Below are 16,969 nucleotides of genomic sequence, written 5' to 3'. Positions count from 1 at the left end.
ATCCTCGGAAGGCCTCGGCCACTATCCGGGCACCGACGCGCCGCGCCCTCCCACCACGGCTGCTGCGTCGCCTACACCCTCATCTGGGAAGAGCCGTATTAACCAGTACCAACAACCCAGCTACCGTTCTTCGTCACGAAGTACCAGAGATCATCCACACTCGCCAATTCGGTTACTTCGTCATCAAGGGTGAACTCATCCATCAGGTCCTTGGAATCGGACTCCTTGTCCATGCCAGTCACCTCCTGTTCCTGGGAGAGGCGGGACCAGTAGTTACTTAACATCATTTTGCTCGGCATGGCGGGAGTGTTCACTGATTGTTCACGTTGTCTACACCAGATGTGCTGCTTTCTCATCGACGACTCGACGAAGCACGGACAAGCAGGTGTCCCACTAACGATCGCCAATGGTCTGCCCCCGGCACTGGCTTCCACACATGACGTAGGGTGCTGCCGTGCGCTGGTACGCCAACATTCAGTAGTGAAGAGCAACAGGAACCGATATTCGGGTGAACGAACAGGGAACTGCAGCAGGCTTCCCCTCCAGCACAAGCCACCGAACTGATGATTTTGCTGTGACTTGAGTAGTACCCATATACCTCAGTCACGCGGTTTGAACGTGCCACATGGCTGCGTCCGATGAGCTGAGTCTCATACGACGCACCCCATCCCGCTGGACTTGAGAACCTTCACACCGAAGGAATCGACATGAAAAGGGGGACTGCTGTATGAGTAGGTGACATCTGATCTGTGGTGCCGGTTGGTGCCGCTGGAGGATGTCATCATGCCCAAGCCCTATCCCTGTGAGTTCGGCGACAATGTCGTGCGTGTCGCTCGCCGTCGCGAGGGCAGTGTGTCGATCAAGCAGATCGCGACCGGCCGCCGATTCGACTTCCACCCCCGCTAACGATCGTTTGCTGTAGAAAGCGAAAGGTGGGGCCCGCGTCAGCGGAGCCCCACCCTCTGATCTGGATAACCAGATCAGGCCTTACTTCTTGTCGGAATCCTCGTCGTCATCGGGCTTGTTGGCCACCAAGGTCTCAGTGGTCAGCAGCAGGCCCGCGATGGAGGCCGCATTTGCAAGCGCCGAACGGGTCACCTTCACCGGGTCGATGACGCCAGCGTCGATGAGATTGCCGTAGCTGCCGGTCGTCACGTTGTATCCCTCGTTGTCGCCGAGCTCGGCGATCTTCGAGACGATGACATAACCCTGCTCGCCGCCATTCTCGGCGATCCAGCGCGCCGGCTCGACAACGGCCTTCTTGACGATCTGGGCACCCACGGCCTCATCGCCCGACAGCGCGAGGCTATCGGCTGCTGCGGCGGCGTGCACGAGCGCAGCCCCACCACCTGCGACGATGCCTTCTTCGATCGCGGCGCGCGTGGCGGACACGGCGTCCTCGATGCGGTGCTTCTTCTCGTTGAGCTCCACCTCGGTCGCAGCACCGACCTTGATGACGCAGACACCACCGGCGAGCTTCGCGACCCGCTCGGACAGCTTCTCGCGGTCCCAATCGGAGTCCGTGCGCTCGATCTCGGCGCGCAGCTGCTTGACGCGGGCCTGCACGTCCTCGGTGCTGCCCGAGCCCTGGACGATCGTCGTGTTGTCCTTGCTCACGACGACGCGATGCGCCCGGCCCAGCACGTCGAGGCCGACCTCGCTGAGCTTGAGGCCGACAGTCTCGGAGATCACCTGGCCGCCGGTGAGAATGGCGATGTCTTCGAGGATCGCCTTACGACGATCGCCAAAGGCCGGAGCCTTGACGGCGACGGAGGTGAAAGTGCCACGGATCTTGTTCACGACCAGGGTGGACAGCGCCTCACCGTCGATGTCCTCGGCGATGATGACGAGCTGGCCCTTAGCGGCGATGACCTTCTCCAGCAGGGGGAGCAGATCGTTCATGGCCGAGATCTTGCCGTCGTTGATGAGGATGTAGGGATCCTCGAGCACGGCCTCCATGCGATCCTGGTCGGTCACGAAGTAGGGCGACACATAGCCCTTGTCGAACTGCATGCCCTCGGTGAACTCGAGCTCGGTGCCGAAGGTCTGCGATTCCTCGACGGTGATGACGCCATCCTTGCCCACCTTGTCGAAGGCCTCGGCAATGGTCTTGCCGATCTCCTCGTCACGGGAGCTGATGGTGGCAACGTTCGCCATGTCATCGGTGGTCTGGACCTCGCGGGCCGACGCGCGCAGCGACTCGGTGAGTGCCCCGACGGCCTTCTCGATGCCGCGCTTGAGGCCGACCGGGTTCGTGCCGGAGGCAACAGCCCGCAGGCCTTCGTGGACGAGCGCCTGGGCCAGCACCGTAGCGGTCGTCGTGCCGTCACCGGCCACGTCGTTGGTCTTGGTGGCAACCTCCTTGGCCAGCTGCGCGCCAAGGTTCTCGTAGGGATCGGTCAGCTCGACCTCCTTCGCGACGGTGACACCGTCGTTCGTGATGGTCGGGGCGCCATAGCTCTTGTCGAGGACGACGTAACGCCCCTTGGGGCCCAGCGTCACCTTGACGGTGTTGGCGAGGACGTCCACGCCGCGCTCGAGAGAGCGGCGTGCTTCCTCGTCGAACTGAAGTTGCTTAGCCATCTGTGTGGTCCCGCCCTCTTACTTCTCGACGACCGCGAGCACGTCGCGGGCATTCAACAGCAGGTAGTCCTCGCCGTTGTACTTGACCTCGGTGCCGCCGTACTTGGAGAAGATGACGACATCATCGACCTTGATGTCGACCGGTACGCGAACACCCTTGTCGTCCACACGGCCGGGTCCGACAGCGATGACCTTGCCCTCCTGGGGCTTCTCCTTGGCGGTCTCGGGGATCACCAGGCCCGAAGCAGTGGTGGTCTCAGCTTCCAGAGGCAGAACGAGGACCCTGTCCTCGAGCGGCTTGATCGTGGTTGCCACGTCAAACCCCTTTCTTCACTAGTCTCGCGCCGATTCTTCGACGCACGTGTTCTCTTGGGCGACCAGTGGGACGTCGTCGCGGTGCCATCCCCTGGACTGGCACTCCCCACCGGGGACTGCCAGAAATCACGCTATACCCCAGTTAGCACTCGATCAAGCTGAGTGCCAAGGTCAGTGGGGCATCCGCCTCACCACCAGTGCGCGGGTTCCCTCGGAGGTAGGAGTGAGTATCAGCGTGGCAGCATGGGGCCCTCTGGGGCGCAGCGCGCGTCGCAACTGCGCCGGGTCGACCTGTACGGCGCGCTTCTTGATCTCCAGCCGGCCCACCTCGTGCTCGCCGACCCATCGGCGCAGCACCTTCGTGGCCGGGTCGAGCACGTCGATCACCTCGAAGCCGGTGGCCAGGCCGGTGTCGATCGGCTCATCGGCAGCGAGATAGGCGACCTGGGGGTGCAATCGCCGCAGGCCTGCCCCGATGGAGGAGAGCGCCCCGGCGCGCGAGACCGCGGGATCGGGCTCGTAGAGCCAGTGGCCGAGTGGCCCCACGGGCAGTTCGTCCGCCCCATCGCGGCGGGTGACCTGCAGGCCCTGGGGCAGGAGCACGGCACCGCGCTGCCCCGCCCGGTGATCCGTCGCGGGCAGGGCCCACAGCCCGCACTCCACGAGTTCGCCGTGCTCGCTGACCCAGAGGGCGTCGAGAGCTGCCGGCAGAATCTCCGGAGCGATCCCCGGTCCGAGCTTGACGCACAGACCGGCGCGCCGCGCTGCCATGGCGAGCACAAAGGACCACGGCGGGGAGAGATCCTCGACCCGCCAGCTGCGCCCGCGGGCGGTGCGTCGAGCCGGATCGAGGAAGACGCATGCGTGGGGACCGGCCCGAGCGATCAGTTCATCGGCGACCGCCGTGGCATCCGCGCAGATCACCTGGGCCCCGGGCAGATTATGGGCTGCCAATACGGCTGTCGCGGGATCGGCCTCCACGGCGACGACTCCCAGGCCGGCGTCGAGGAACGCGAGCGCATCGGAGCCGATGCCGCATCCCAGGTCGAGGACCGTGCGCACCCGGGCACCAGCCATCCGCCGGGCTCGCCAGCGCGCCACCGCACCCCGGGTGGCCTGCTCCAGTCCGTCGCGCGTCCACAAGAGCTGTCCCGCCCGCTCCCCCAGCTTCGCCTCGGCCGCCCGGCGCAATTGAATCTGCGTCAAAGCCGCAGCCGCGAGTGCCGGAGGATAATCCCGGCGCATCGCCTCGCCAGCCGCCAGGGACTCGGGCGCCAGGAGCTCGGCAGCCGCCCGCAGCGCCTGCTCGCCGAGCGGCGAGACGAGTGCCCGGGCCGTGTCGATGTCCACCCGGCGATGCTATCGATCCCGGCGACCGCCCCGAAGCGCGCCGGGCGGCCGCCGAACGCGATGGCCGCCACGCCCTCTTCACCCCGCGCAAAGCCAGGCCTGCCGTTTCGCGGCAGCGCCAATCAGCGGCTCATCGACGTGCAGGCCTCGCTCGCGTCCGGGGACCTCACGGCGTGGCTCCCGCGCCAGGACCTGACGGCGTTGAGCCCGCGCCCGGACCCGGCAGCACCGACCAGCTGGCACCAGTCGGGTGACCATCGCGATAGGGGATGACGGCGTGGAACTGTCCGATCGCGTCGTCGAAGACCAGCGGCAGGAAATAGCGGTCGCCCTCCCACATATCCAGACGGGACAGGCCGTCGATGCGCTGCCAGCTCAGTGGGCCCTCGACATTGCCGGCCGGAATATCGCCGTGCCAGGAGTCGACGACGAAGATGAATCCGAACGCATCCGAGCCGTCCGGGTTGAACCCCGGCCAGCTCACCGTCCCCCGCAAACGCATTGAATCCGCTTCGAGGCGAGCCTCCTCGCGCAGCTCGCGGCGCATACCGGCCACCACATCCTCGTCGCGTTCCACCTTGCCGCCGAGGCCGTTGTACTTGCCCAACTGGTCGTCACCCGCACGGGCCGTGCGATGCACCATGAGCACGCGCTCACCATCCGGGTGCCTGATGAAGGCAAGAGTGGTGAGTACCGGGGTGATCACCGGAACACGTCCCAGCTGGGCAGGACGCTCACCGGACCGGCGAGCGCCGCGCGCACCTGACCAGGCACCCGCTGGGGCGCGACGACCACCTGGAAGACGTACTCGTCGAACCACGAGTCGTCCATCGTCCAATAGCCCTTCTCGCCCGCCTCATCGCCCCAGGAGTTCTCGACCCGCCAGCGCCTCGGTCTGGCGTCGACGAGGTCGACGCCAGTGAGGCACATCGCGTGGCTGAGCTCTATCTCGCAGCTCACCAGGCGTTGCTCCTTGGTCATCGCGAGCGGCACACCATAGACACCCTCGTAGTCGTGCAGGCGAGCATGCCAGATGCCAGCCTTCTTCTCGCGCTGCTTGCGTACATCGCAGACGAACCAGACCGGCTCACCGGCACGGATGGTCGCGACGGCCGCCTCCTTGAGCACCGCGAGCTCGGCGCTGACATGCTCGTAGTCCGGGCGGCCGACCATACGGGAGCTACGATCGATCGCATACCGATGGTTGAGGTCTATCCCCGCCCTGGGATCATGGGCGAGCACGAAGTAGTCTGCGAGCCCGTGGGCATAGCGTTCGGCGAACTGCGTGGGGGTCATTCGCCCGACACGCACGAAGTGCTTGTCCTTGTCGCGGTACTGCCACACAAAGTCCCGGGGAGGTGCACCGAGATGGGTGACGAGGATCCGGTGCGTGTCGGCAAGGGCCGAGCGCCTGATGGGCTCGGGATCATCGCCCGCACTGACGGACTCGCGCAGCATCAGGCCTGCCCGGCGCATGAGCGTGCACAGCTGCTCGTTCATGGCTGCGGAGTTCGTTGCGGACTCCGCGTCGGGCATCGCCCAGTGCGGCACGATGCCGTACTTGGTCACCAGATCCACGAACTCCTGCCAGTAGCCGCCGTCGCTGACCGGGGACTCGAAGTCGGCGCGCACCTCGCGATCGTCCAGCGGCCTGGCGGCGTCACGGATTGCGGTGGCGAGGAAGGCATTGCACTTCTCGGCCAGGTCGTGAAAGTAGACGAAGCTCTCGCTGAGTTCGAAGTCCGCCAGCCCCAGTTCGGCAGTGATCTGGGCCCGCAGCACGTTGAGGCCCGCAAAGGCCCAGCACCGGCCCGAGTGCTTCTGGTCGGTGACGGCATGGTCGTCGAGGCGCACCGACACGCTCGAATCCACAGAGCTGACCACCGCGCGGTCCAGACTCAGCGCCTCGACACTCGCGGTGGTGACGGCATTTCGCATTGCGCGGGCCATCGGCTCGTCGAGCATCTCGGCACTGCGGGCCGACAGCCAGCGGGGATCGAGGACGGCCGGCCGGCTGCTGTCCTCGCCACGCGGGCGATCTGCCGAGGTGGGTCCAGTCGTGGTCCTGTTCGGCGTCATCTGGTGTGTGCTCCGTTCCGTCGTAGCTGGAGTCCTGTCAGCAAGATCTGTGCCGCGAGGCAGGCGCCTACGCCTTCCCCGGCCCGCAGACGCAGGTCGAGCACCGGCTCAAGGCCCAACTCGGTGAGCACCTGAGGGTGAATGCCCTCTCTGCTCACCTGACCGGCCACCAGGTGCGACTGGACTGCCGGATTCACCTCGACCGCGGCGAGCGCCGCAACGCTGGTAGCCAGTCCGTCGAGGACCACCATCGCCCCGGCCTGCGCGGCACCGACCACCACTCCCGCGAGAACCGCGAACTCGGGGCCCCCGAGTTCGGCCAATGCCAGCACAGGGTCTCGACGCAGCGCAGCGCAATCGACGCGACCCAGTGCCGCCGCCACCACAGTGGCCTTGCGGTGCATCATCGCCGAATCGGCTCCGGCCCCCAGGCCGGCCGCCAGCTCGGGAGCGATCTCACACAGCGCACAGGCAAGCGCTGCAGCCACTGTGGTGTTCCCCACTCCGATCTCTCCGAGACAGACCAGGCCGTGGGCGGCGAGGCTCGCACCGAGCGCACGGCCCGAGTCGACCAGCCGGGTGGTGTCCTCGATGGTCATCGCCGAAGCCGCGACAAGATCGCCCCTGGGTCCCCTCGGTCGCATCGGGTGGGTCCCCGCGAGCGGTGGACCCTCGATGCCGGCGTCGACAAGGACCACATCGAGCCCGGCTGTCCTCGCGGTGAGGGCGCCCAGCGCAACCCCTTCGACGCTCGCAGCCATCACCTCCCTGGTCACGGCAGGATCGAATGCCGAGACGCCTCGGCCGACAACCGGATGATCCGCAGCGGCGATGACGAGCGTGCCTGTGGCGACCTGCTCACCGCACACGGCGACCAGCCGGTCCAGGGCCTGATCGAGGACGCCCAGCGAACCCGGCGCGGTGAGCATCAGGTCTGCTCGATCCCGGGCATGCACGACGCGTCGCGGTCCGGGGGCCACAAGATCGCTGCGCAGCCGCGAATCGGAGGGCGACCGTACCAGATCACCGGGTGACACGGTGGCGGCAGGTTCCCCCTCGTCCCCCGCCCTCGTCGTGGCAAGTCCCGAGGCGGGCGGCGGCGGCGCATCGTGCGGCCAGCGGTCGGTCATGACGACATCGCGCAGCGGGAGCCGGCGGGACCATCCGCGGCGCTCCAGTCCCGGGAAGGGTGGGCGTTCGTCGGGCCAGCCGAGGCACAGCCAGCCGAGCGTCTCGACGCCAGCGGGCAGGCCGAGCAGGCCGGCAAGCTCCCAGGGGCGCATCAGTGTCACCCAGCCCATGCCCAGGCCAGCGCCCCTGGCGGTCAGCCACATGTTCTCTATGGCGCAGGCGCAGCTCCACATGTCCGCGTCATGGAAGGTGTTCCGCCCGAGAATGCCCTGGGCAGGCGTGCGCCGATCGCAGGCAACGACGATCCCCAGCGGTGCCTCCCGGATTCCTTCGAGCTGGAGATCGAGCAGCTGCCGGGCGCGCTGCGGGCTGAGCTGGGCAGCCTGGCGCAGGCGCTCTCGGTCGGACATCACCGCAACCCGCTCGCGGATCCTCGGGTCACGCACAACGATGAATCTCCACGGCTGCGACTGGCCGACGCTGGGAGCGGCATGACCGGCTGCGAGCACCTCATCGACGAGTCCGGCCGCAACGGCATCGGGACGATAGCGGCGAATGTCGCGCCGCGCCGCGAGAACAGTGGCCAGCGCCTCGCGGGTCGCGGCATCGAAGGCCCAGCCCGCACGGTCCCCCGCCCGCTGGGCGGCCGAGCTGGAATCGCCGATGGTGGGAATCGGCCTGGCCCACAGATGCTCGTCCACAGCCCGCTGGGGCTCATCGGAGGTCACGGGTTCAGCCTAGTCATCGCGGGTCAAACGGCCGGCACGAGCACGGTCTGCACTGGCAGCCCGGAATCTGCGCCGATCCCCAGGCCGCTGGGTGCCAGACCGGCCTTGACAACCTGGGCACCCAGGCAGGCGATCATCGCGCCGTTGTCGGTGCACAGGCCCGGCCGGGGGCGCCTGAGCTCGATGCCTGCCGCCGCAGTGCGCTCCTCCAGCAGGCTGCGCAGCCGGGAGTTGGCCGCCACCCCGCCGCCGATGATCATGTGCCCGATTCCGAAGTGCTGGGCGGCCGCCACCGATTTCGCAGTGAGCACGTCGGCGACGGCCTCCTGGAAGCTTGCGCAGACATCCTCGAGGGGCACCTCGCGGCCCTCGAGCCGGCAGCTCTCGACCCAACGGGCCACCGAGGTCTTCAGACCGGAGAAGCTGAAGTCGAAACGGTGCCGTTCGAGGTCGTGCTGGGCGGTGAGCCCGCGGGGGAAGCGGATGGCTCGGGCATTCCCGCTGGCAGCAGCCTTGTCGATCACGGGGCCGCCGGGATAGGGCATGCCGAGCAGCCGCGCCACCTTGTCGTAGGCCTCGCCGGCTGCGTCGTCGATGGTCGTGCCGATCTCGGTGACCTTGGAGGTGATGTCGTCCACTCGCAGGATCTGGGTGTGCCCTCCACTCACCAGCAGGGCCAGGCAGGGCTGGGCAATGGGACGGGCGGGCTCGCCGTCGGGATGGTCGAGCAGATCGACGGCCACGTGCCCGATGAGGTGGTTGAGCCCGTACAGCGGCTTGTTGAGATAGGCCGCCAGGGCCTTCGCGGCCGACAGGCCCACGACGAGGGAGCCCATGAGGCCGGGTCCGGCGGTCACCGCGATCGCGTCGAGCTCACCGAGATCCACCCCGGAGTCGGCGAGGGCACGGCGCAGGGTGGGCCCGATGGCCTCCAGATGAGCACGTGAAGCCACTTCGGGAACCACTCCGCCGAATCTGGCGTGCAATTCCACCGAGCTGGCGATCTGATTGGCGAGCAGTTGCTCGCCGCGGACGATGCCTACGCTCGTTTCGTCACAGCTCGACTCGATGCCGAGCACCAGCGGCTCAGTCATTCTTCCCCCTCGTGGCAGCCGAGGTCATGGTCTTGGCCATGACCAGGGCGTCCTTGTCTGGACCGTAGTAGTTCTCGCGGCGATGGATCGGGACGAAGCCGGCAGACGCGTAGAGCGCCCGCGCCACGTCATTGTGCTCACTGACTTCGAGCAGCATCCGCTCGGCACCGCATTCGCGGGCACAGACGATGGCCTCGCCGAGCAGCCGCCGGCCCAACCCCTGGCCCCGCTGCTGGGGGGCAACGACGATGCGCAGCAGCTCGGCCTCGCCGAGCATGACACTCACCAGGCAGGCGGCCACGACGTCGCGGCCACGGCGCACCGCGAAACCGTGCCTGCTCGCGGCGAGCAGCTCGGCCTGCCAGGATCGAGCGCTCCAGCGTTCCCGCTGCCCGAAGCCGGCAGCCTCCAAGGCCAGCAGCGAGCTGAGATCCGCCGCACTGAGCACGGATACGAGCTGTGCGGTCTTCACCGGCCGGCCCGGCGCGAGGTGCCCATTCGACGATGCCGCCCCGTGAGGGCGGACTTGCGAGCACCGGGCAATTCGGCATCCGGCTTGCGCAGGTACAACGGCTCGACACCGGCATCGGGCAGCTCGTCGAGGTGGGCGGCCAAAAAGCCAGCGTCGATGGCGCGGGGCGCGGATTCGGGGCGCCGGTCCGCGAGGAGCTCGGGATAGACATCGACTCCCGGCCCGGCGATTGCCATCTCGGGGATCCTCTCCGGCGCACCGACCTGGGGAGTTCCCACCCGGACGCCTTCGCGGTAACGCGCCCAGTAGAGCTCTTTGCGCCGCGCATCGGAGGCGACGACGAATTCGTGAGGTGCCTGCTTGGTTGCCGACCACTGGGCAGCGAGGAGATCGAGGCTGGCAACTCCGCGCAGTGGGGCTCCGCTGATCAGTGACAAGGTGGCTGCCGCGGACAGACCGACTCGCAGCCCGGTGTAGGGGCCAGGGCCGACACCGACGCCGATCCGGCTCAGCTCCCCCCAGGTGGCTCCTGCCTGGGTGAGCATCGCGTCGATGGTGGGAATGAGCAGCTCCACGTGGGAGTGATTGTCGCCGACCGCGCGAGAGGCGACCTGCTGCCCCTCACGGGCGAGGCCGGCGCACACCAGGGTCGAGGTGTCGAGGGCAAGTGTCCAGCGTGTCATGAGGCCTCCTGGCCCGGATTCGATCGACCATGCTCGGGCTGCCCCGAGGCCAGCCGATCCTCGTGGGGGTCGGGGCGGACCTCGCGCCGCAGCGAGTAGAGGTCCTCGGTCTCCCAGCGCGGGCCGTGGGCGCTGAGGTAGACGGTCCTGGTGTCGTCGTCGGGGTCCTCGCTGCGCACGATGTCGATATCGAGGTGGTCTCGCGAGAGACCTTCGGCCAGGCCGGCCCCCCACTCCACCAGGGTCACCGAATCCGCCATCGACGAGTCGAGATCGATGTCCTCCAGCTCGGCGGCCGAGCCCATCCGATAGGCGTCCACATGGACGAGCCCGAGCCCCTCACCGAGGGAGCGATGGATGCGCGCGAGCACGAAGGTGGGTGAAATGATCGGTCCCTGTACCCTCAAGCCGGCGCCCAGGCCCTGGGCGAGCGTGGTCTTGCCCGCACCGAGCTCACCATTGGCGACCAGGAGGTCACCGGCTCGCATCCGCGCGGCGAGGGCACGGCCCAGCGCCCGCATGTCCTCGGCGCTCGGCACGGTGACACTGACCGGCAGCATTCGGGCCAGGATATAGCCGCCCTCGACGGCGTGGTCGATGGTGAAACCGTGCATCTGCCACCACGAGACGAGCTCGGGCAGATCGGACCTGGCCATGAGCTGGATTCGGCGTTTCCCCTGGTCTGCGGCCCACTCCCCGGCACCACGGACGAGCGCGGAGGCCACCCCCTCGTGCTGGTGGCCGGGCAGGACGCTCACTCTGTGCACCATGAGGGTGTCGTCCGGCTGGCTGCTCATGAGCAGGCAGCCCACCGGGGCTCCCCCGATGCTGGCGACCACCCCGCCGCACTCGCGAATCCGGCGTGCCACGTCCTCGACACCGTCCTTGAGGGCGGCTGGCGGCGGATCGACCGGCCGGCGGGCGGCGAAGGAGGTCCGGATGAGAGCCAGCAGGCTTGGCGCGTCGTCCTCGTCCGCCAGCCTCAGCTGCACCTCGTCTTCGGTCACGAGGGCACAGTTTACCGCTGTGGGGGCAGGTGCCCCGCAGCACGGACGCGATCGGGCCGGCCGGGCTGCCAGCCTCAGGACTGCTCGCGAGGGCGACGGGCACGGTTGTGGTCCCCGTGGCCGTGGCGGGGGAAGCGGCGCGGGCCCGAGCCCTGCCGGCGAGGCGGACGGGGCGGGGCCACGATGCCGCGATACTGCTCCTCGGTGATGGGCGCGCCCTCGGGACGTGTACCGCCGGTCAGCTCGGCCAGCACCTCGCCCTCGTGGGCGGGGCGCGGACGGGCGTCGACCCCGGCCTCGCGGGTGATCCGGGCCATCCGCCCGCGCTGACGCGCAGTGACGAGGCTGATCACCAGGCCCTCCTCACCGGCCCGGGCGGTGCGCCCGGCACGATGCAGGTAGTCCTTCGAATCGTGGGGCGGATCCGCCTGCAGGACCAGCGAGACATCGTCGACGTCGATGCCGCGCGCTGCCACATCGGTGGCCACCAACACCGGAATGCGGCCCTCGCGGAAGGCGTGCAGCACGCGGGCGCGCAGCCCCTGCGGCAGCCCGCCGTGCAGGGCACCGGCCATGATGCCGACATGGCGCAGCGCGTCGGCAGTGTCGTCGGCGTCCACCTGGGTGCGCACGAATACGATGGTGCGCCCCGGACGGTTGACCGTCTGGGCGATGATGCCTGCGCGCTCCCGAGCGCTCACCGCGAGCAGCTCGTGACGCATCGTCGTGACACTGGCCTGAGCGCTGTCGACGCCGTGCTCCACCGGGTTGCGCAGATAGCGCCTCACCAGCTCATCGACCTGATTGTCCAAGGTGGCGGAGAACAGCAAGTGCTGGGCCGACCCGGGGATCTCGTCGAGAATCCGGGTGACCTCCGGCATGAAGCCCATGTCCGCCATCTCGTCGGCCTCGTCGAGCACGATGATCTCGGTGACACTCAGATCGGCCGCGCCCCGCTCGATGAGATCGATGAGCCGTCCGGGCGTCGCAACGACGATATCGACTCCGCGCTGCAGGGCGCGCAGCTGTGGGGTGTAGCTCATGCCTCCGGCGACGAGCACGATGCTCAGGCCCATGGTCTGGGCCAGCGGGCGCAGCACGTCATGCATCTGCATCGCGAGCTCTCGGGTGGGGGCGAGCAGGACGGCGCCCGGGCGCGAGTCCTTGCTCGGCTCGCGCGCCGCGAGCCGCGTGATGGTGGGCAATCCGAAAGCCAGCGTCTTGCCCGAGCCGGTCTGGCCACGGCCCAGCACATCGCGTCCCGCCAGTGCGTCGGGAATCGTCGCTGCTTGGATCGGGAAGGGCACGGCGATGCCCTGACCGGCGAGCAGACTTGCCATCAGCTGTGGCACTCCGAGTTCGGCGAAGCCCTCGGAGCGCCTGAGCTGACGCTTCACGGCCTCGGCGCGCGGTTTCTTCGCGACGCGGGGTGCCACCGCGGCGGGAGCCTCGCCGCGATGGGCCTCGCCGCGGCGGGCCTCGTCGCGGCGGCCATGGTTCCATTCGCGGGCCTGTCCTGCCTCGCGGCGTTCAGGACGCGAGCGGCCGTCGTCGCCACGTCCCCAGCCATTGCTGCCGTCCCTGCGGGGCCGATCATCCCAGCCGCCCCGCTCGGGACGCCCGCCGCGGGAGTTCATGGGGCGGGAACCCCAGGCGCTTCGTTCCACACCGCCTCCCCCCGAGCGGCGTTCCGCACCGGCACGACCGGAGCGGGGACGGTCATAGGGGGCACGGTCCTCGCGCGAACCGGCTCTGCCACGCGACCCGGTCCTTCGATCCCGCGCGCCGCGGTCGCCAGCATCGAAGCGATCACCCGATGGGCTGCGGCCCTCATGGTCCGGACCACCTCCGTGCCCGCGCTGGGGGCCGGAGTGGTCGCGCCAGTCATTGCGGTCGCGGTCGCGCCAGTCCTTGCGGTCCCGGTCGCGCCAGTCCTTGCGGTCCTCGCGCGAACGACGGTCCTCGCGCGAACGATCCTGCCAGCCCTCGGAGGCCGGACGCTCCCCGCGCTCATCTCGGCGGCCGGTCGACGGCCCCCACTCGTCGCGGCGGCGCCCCCCGCGTCCGCGAGGGGCATCCGCTCGCCATGCTGGCTTCGAGCCGCCCCTGGACCATTCGCTGCGATTGTGGCGGCCCTGCCCCTCCCGGCTGCCTGCCTCGTCGCGTTCGGCACCGGCATCGCGCCAGCCTCCCCGAGACGCCGGGCGCCCCTGAGGACGCCGATCGACATCGCGGCGCGCATGGTCATGGACATACTTCTTGGGCATCGGCACTCTCATGAGGAATCGGAAGAGCCCAGCAACAGATCTCACGGGGCCGGGGATTGATTAAGACCATCGTAGACGACTGTTCACCGGGGCGACCATTTGGCTGCCGAGCCTTCGCCAGGTGTTCACCCGCTCAGGGCCTGCATGGGCCCGCAGCGACCACCCCGAACTCTAGAATCGAGTTGTGCGTGTGGCGATCGTGACCGAATCCTTCCTCCCCCAGATCAACGGCGTGGCGAATTCCGTCCTGCGGGTCCTGGAGTCACTGAAGGCCGGTGGACACGAGGCGATGGTGCTGGCACCCGATGACCCGAAGGGCGTCCCCTCGCACTATTTGGGCTTCCCTGTGCACACCGTCGGATCGCTGCCTCTGCCGTGGTACACCGACTTCCGGGTGGCCACCGTCACCGTTGCCACCCTTGAGCGCAAACTCGCCGAGTTCGCTCCCGATGTGGTGCACGCTGCCGCCCCCGTGCTCCTCGGGCGCACGGCACTCATTGCGGCCGGCAGGCTCGGCCTGCCCAGCGTCGCGCTGTACCAGACAGACGTGCCGAGCTATGCGGTGCGCTATGGCTACGGCCTGGCGGAGAGCGCGGTGTGGCGCCACATGCGCCGCGTCCACGAGATGGCCACCCTCACGCTGGCCCCGTCCAGCTTCACCATGGGCCAACTGCTCGACCACGGCTTCCCGCGCGTGGGGGTGTGGGGCCGTGGCGTCGACGCGATGCGCTTCCAGCCGGCTCGGCGCGACGAGCACTTGCATGCCACCTGGGCTCCGCACGGTCAGTGCGTGATCGGCTACCTGGGCCGGCTCGGCGCCGAGAAGAGGGTCAGCGATCTGGCAGTGCTCGACGACATCCCCGGGACCCAGCTCGTGGTCATCGGGGACGGGCCACAGCGCGACGAGCTGCGCGAACAGCTCCCCCACGCGATCTTCACCGGCGCCAAGACCGGGGACGAGCTGCCGCGCCACCTGGCCAGCGTCGATGTCTTCGTTCATCCCGGCGAGCTGGAGACCTTCGGACAGACCCTGCAGGAAGCCTCCGCGTGCGCACTGCCGGTGGTGGCACCGAGGAGGGGCGGGCCGATCGACATCGTCCAGGAGGGACGCACCGGCCACCTCTACACCCCGGGCGACATGACCGATCTGCACGACTCGGTTGCCCGTCTGGTTGCCGATCCCGTGCTGCGCCACCGGCTCGGCCAGTCGGCGCGCCTGACCATGGAGCCGCGCACCTGGCCGAAGCTGTGCAGCCAGCTCCACGGCTACTACCTCCAGGCCCTCTCGATGACCCGCCGCAGCGCCGTCGTCGCCGCCTGAACCAGGCCAGCCCCGATCGACGCCAGCCCCGATCGACGCCAGCCCCGATCGACGCATACCCCTCACTGGCTGACGGCTCCCCATGATCACCGTGCCGGGAACTCAGCCCGTCCCAAGATCAACATCGCGCACCCCGGCGCGCCTATCGACAGGCGCGGTGGCGACCAGCTGGGCGATGAGCTGCGGGAAATGACGGGCCAGCACATCGGGGGGATGAGGTCCGGGCATGTCCAGGGCAGCGAGGGCCTGCACCGAAGCGCCGAGCAGGGCTGCCCACCGGGCGTCAAGTCCTGCGGCCAGCAGGGTGCCGCAGACACCGGCCAGGCAATCACCCGATCCGGCCTGGGCAGTCCATGCCGGGCCGGGCACCGCAATGCTGATCCGTCCGTCCGGCTCGGCGATGTACTGGCTGGCTCCCTTGAGCAGCACCACCGCCTGGTGCCGGCGGGCCGCCTCACGTGCCGCACCCAGCGGGTCGGCCGCGACAGCGGAGCGATCGATGCCCAGCAGCGCGGCGAGCTCCCCGGCGTGCGGGGTGAGCAGACAGCCGGCCGGCATGGTGCGCGGCAGAACGCTGAGAGCGTCGGCGTCGATGACAGCGGGGCGGCCGTGAGCCAGCACCGCGTCGAGCCTGGCGCGATCGCCATTACCCCAGCCGCAGCCGGCCACCCATGCCTGGACGCGCCCCGCACCGAAGGTGACCGAGGGCATCGTCGTGGCGATGATCGCGGCGCTGGCCGGCGCACCGCAGAAACGCAGCATCCCGGCGCCTGCCTCCAGTGCCCCGAGAGTGCTCAGCACACCCGCCCCGGGGAAGCGCTGCGAGCCGGTGTCCAGCCCCAGCACCCCCCTGGAGTACTTGTCGCTGCGCGCGTCGGGAACCGGCCAGCGCATCGCCACGTCGGCCGGTTCGGCAAGCTGGATGCGGGGTTCGCCGAGGGCAATGCCGATGTCGGCGACCTCCACCTGTCCGCAGTGCCCAGCGGCGGGCTGCGCCACGTGGCACAACTTGAGGGCCCCGAAGGTGATCGTCCGGGTGGCGCGGAAACAGTCTCGCTCCTGCCAGCCCACACCATCGGCAGCCAACCCGGACGGCAGGTCGACCGACAGCACCGGCACCTCGAGATCGGCGCAGGCCCGGGCGAACTGCGCCACCACGGGATCAAGCCCGGGGCGCCCGCCGATGCCCAGCACCGCATCGATGACGAGATCCACCTCGGGCAGCCCTTCGATGGCATCGACCGGCTCCACCATCGCGCAGCCGGCCGAGAGCGCCGCCTGGTGGCCGGCCGGATGCCAGTGTGACGAGGTGCACCAGACCGCCACATGGCAGCCGGCACGGATCAGATCGCAGGCGGCGAACAGCCCGTCGCCGCCGTTGTCCCCGCGGCCCGCGACGACGAGCACCCGCCCCGGCACGGCCCCGAGCATCTCCATCGCGGACGCCGCGACATGGCCCGCGGCGACGCGCATGAGATCCTCGCCCGGATGCGCGGCGAACCATGCCTGCTCCGCTGCACGGATCTGCTCAACAGTGGCCACACTCTTCATGACACTCAGCGACCTTCCGCGATGGCATAGGCCAGCGACACCCCGGCGTCGTGGCTCAGCGAGAGGTGCACCCGAGTCACTCCCAGAGCCACCGCCCTCGCCGCGACGGTGCCGCGCAGCTCGAAGTGCGGACGGCCCATGTCGTCCACGATCACCTCGGCATCGTGCCAGGCCAGTCCCGGCGGGGCACCGAGCGCCTTGGCCAGCGCCTCCTTGGCGGCGAAGCGGGCGGCGAGTGACTCGGCTCTGCGGGGCCGGCCATCCGCCAGCCGCTCGTGGGGGCACAAGATCCTCTCGACGATGCCCGGACGGCGCTCGCACATCGCCGCGAAGCGCGCCACATCGCACACGTCGACCCCGATGCCGACGATCATCGTGCCCCCTTCGT

16 protein-coding genes are annotated in these 16,969 nt (G+C 68.9%); 2 read left to right on the top strand and 14 right to left on the bottom strand.

Going from position 1 to position 16,969, the window contains the following annotated elements:
* Nucleotides 1–98: 98 nt before the first annotated feature.
* Nucleotides 99–299 carry a hypothetical protein gene (locus tag BMX93_RS06890; RefSeq protein ID WP_091969400.1) on the bottom strand — a complete coding sequence of 67 codons (201 nt, stop codon included), beginning with the start codon at nucleotides 297–299 and terminating at the stop codon, nucleotides 99–101.
* 436 nt (nucleotides 300–735) lie between these two features.
* On the opposite strand from BMX93_RS06890, the gene BMX93_RS12900 reads away from it, so the two are divergent.
* Entirely contained in the window at nucleotides 736–906 is a 171-nt protein-coding gene (locus tag BMX93_RS12900) for a hypothetical protein (protein ID WP_177170107.1), read from the top strand.
* Nucleotides 907–987: 81 nt separating this feature from the next.
* On the opposite strand, the gene groL is transcribed toward BMX93_RS12900, so the two are convergent.
* The 11 genes from groL to BMX93_RS06835 form a co-directional block, all read right to left on the bottom strand.
* Nucleotides 988–2,583: a chaperonin GroEL gene (gene groL, locus BMX93_RS06885; protein WP_091969398.1), complete on the bottom strand. Its 1,596-nt coding sequence runs from the start codon at nucleotides 2,581–2,583 to the stop codon at nucleotides 988–990.
* Nucleotides 2,584–2,601: 18 nt separating this feature from the next.
* The gene (groES, locus tag BMX93_RS06880) at nucleotides 2,602–2,898 is read right to left on the bottom strand and encodes a co-chaperone GroES (protein WP_091969396.1); all 297 of its coding nucleotides are present in this window, start codon (nucleotides 2,896–2,898) and stop codon (nucleotides 2,602–2,604) included.
* 171 nt (nucleotides 2,899–3,069) lie between these two features.
* A complete protein-coding gene (locus BMX93_RS06875) occupies nucleotides 3,070–4,248 on the bottom strand; it encodes a THUMP-like domain-containing protein (RefSeq protein WP_091969394.1) in 1,179 nt (392 codons plus the stop codon).
* 166 nt (nucleotides 4,249–4,414) lie between these two features.
* Entirely contained in the window at nucleotides 4,415–4,954 is a 540-nt protein-coding gene (locus BMX93_RS06870) for an NUDIX hydrolase (RefSeq protein ID WP_091969392.1), read from the bottom strand.
* Nucleotides 4,951–6,327 carry a C1 family peptidase gene (locus BMX93_RS06865; protein WP_091969389.1) on the bottom strand — a complete coding sequence of 459 codons (1,377 nt, stop codon included), beginning with the start codon at nucleotides 6,325–6,327 and terminating at the stop codon, nucleotides 4,951–4,953. The genes BMX93_RS06870 and BMX93_RS06865 overlap by 4 nt, the downstream gene beginning before the upstream one ends.
* Nucleotides 6,324–8,186: a 5,6-dimethylbenzimidazole synthase gene (gene bluB / locus BMX93_RS06860; protein ID WP_245725771.1), complete on the bottom strand. Its 1,863-nt coding sequence runs from the start codon at nucleotides 8,184–8,186 to the stop codon at nucleotides 6,324–6,326. The genes BMX93_RS06865 and bluB overlap by 4 nt, the downstream gene beginning before the upstream one ends.
* Nucleotides 8,187–8,209: 23 nt before the next feature.
* Nucleotides 8,210–9,280 carry a tRNA (adenosine(37)-N6)-threonylcarbamoyltransferase complex transferase subunit TsaD gene (gene tsaD, locus BMX93_RS06855; protein WP_091969387.1) on the bottom strand — a complete coding sequence of 357 codons (1,071 nt, stop codon included), beginning with the start codon at nucleotides 9,278–9,280 and terminating at the stop codon, nucleotides 8,210–8,212.
* Nucleotides 9,273–9,752 carry a ribosomal protein S18-alanine N-acetyltransferase gene (gene rimI / locus BMX93_RS12895; RefSeq protein ID WP_177170106.1) on the bottom strand — a complete coding sequence of 160 codons (480 nt, stop codon included), beginning with the start codon at nucleotides 9,750–9,752 and terminating at the stop codon, nucleotides 9,273–9,275. Before rimI ends, tsaD begins: the two co-directional genes overlap by 8 nt.
* The gene (gene tsaB / locus BMX93_RS06845) at nucleotides 9,749–10,435 is read right to left on the bottom strand and encodes a tRNA (adenosine(37)-N6)-threonylcarbamoyltransferase complex dimerization subunit type 1 TsaB (protein WP_091969384.1); all 687 of its coding nucleotides are present in this window, start codon (nucleotides 10,433–10,435) and stop codon (nucleotides 9,749–9,751) included. Before tsaB ends, rimI begins: the two co-directional genes overlap by 4 nt.
* Nucleotides 10,432–11,442, bottom strand: coding sequence for a tRNA (adenosine(37)-N6)-threonylcarbamoyltransferase complex ATPase subunit type 1 TsaE (tsaE, locus tag BMX93_RS13480; protein WP_342735528.1), 1,011 nt, complete (start codon nucleotides 11,440–11,442; stop codon nucleotides 10,432–10,434). Before tsaE ends, tsaB begins: the two co-directional genes overlap by 4 nt.
* 74 nt (nucleotides 11,443–11,516) lie before the next feature.
* On the bottom strand, nucleotides 11,517–13,709 hold the full coding sequence (locus BMX93_RS06835) for a DEAD/DEAH box helicase (protein WP_177170105.1): 2,193 nt from the start codon (nucleotides 13,707–13,709) through the stop codon (nucleotides 11,517–11,519).
* Nucleotides 13,710–13,893: 184 nt separating this feature from the next.
* Here BMX93_RS06835 and BMX93_RS06830 point away from each other — a divergent pair, with 184 nt between their 5' ends.
* Entirely contained in the window at nucleotides 13,894–15,030 is a 1,137-nt protein-coding gene (locus BMX93_RS06830) for a glycosyltransferase family 4 protein (RefSeq protein WP_091969379.1), read from the top strand.
* 102 nt (nucleotides 15,031–15,132) lie between these two features.
* On the opposite strand, the gene BMX93_RS06825 is transcribed toward BMX93_RS06830, so the two are convergent.
* Together BMX93_RS06825 and BMX93_RS06820 are read right to left on the bottom strand one after the other, a co-directional pair.
* Nucleotides 15,133–16,581: an NAD(P)H-hydrate epimerase gene (locus BMX93_RS06825; RefSeq protein WP_091969377.1), complete on the bottom strand. Its 1,449-nt coding sequence runs from the start codon at nucleotides 16,579–16,581 to the stop codon at nucleotides 15,133–15,135.
* A 5-nt stretch (nucleotides 16,582–16,586) separates the two neighbouring features.
* Nucleotides 16,587–16,955 (bottom strand): holo-ACP synthase, encoded by a 369-nt coding sequence (locus BMX93_RS06820; RefSeq protein WP_091969375.1) that lies wholly within the window; start codon nucleotides 16,953–16,955, stop codon nucleotides 16,587–16,589.
* Between the last annotated feature and the right edge of the window lie 14 nt (nucleotides 16,956–16,969).

The organism is Propionibacterium cyclohexanicum (genome assembly GCF_900111365.1).
GTDB lineage: Bacteria > Actinomycetota > Actinomycetes > Propionibacteriales > Propionibacteriaceae > Propionibacterium > Propionibacterium cyclohexanicum.
This window is presented reverse-complemented; position numbering and strand designations above follow the sequence as displayed.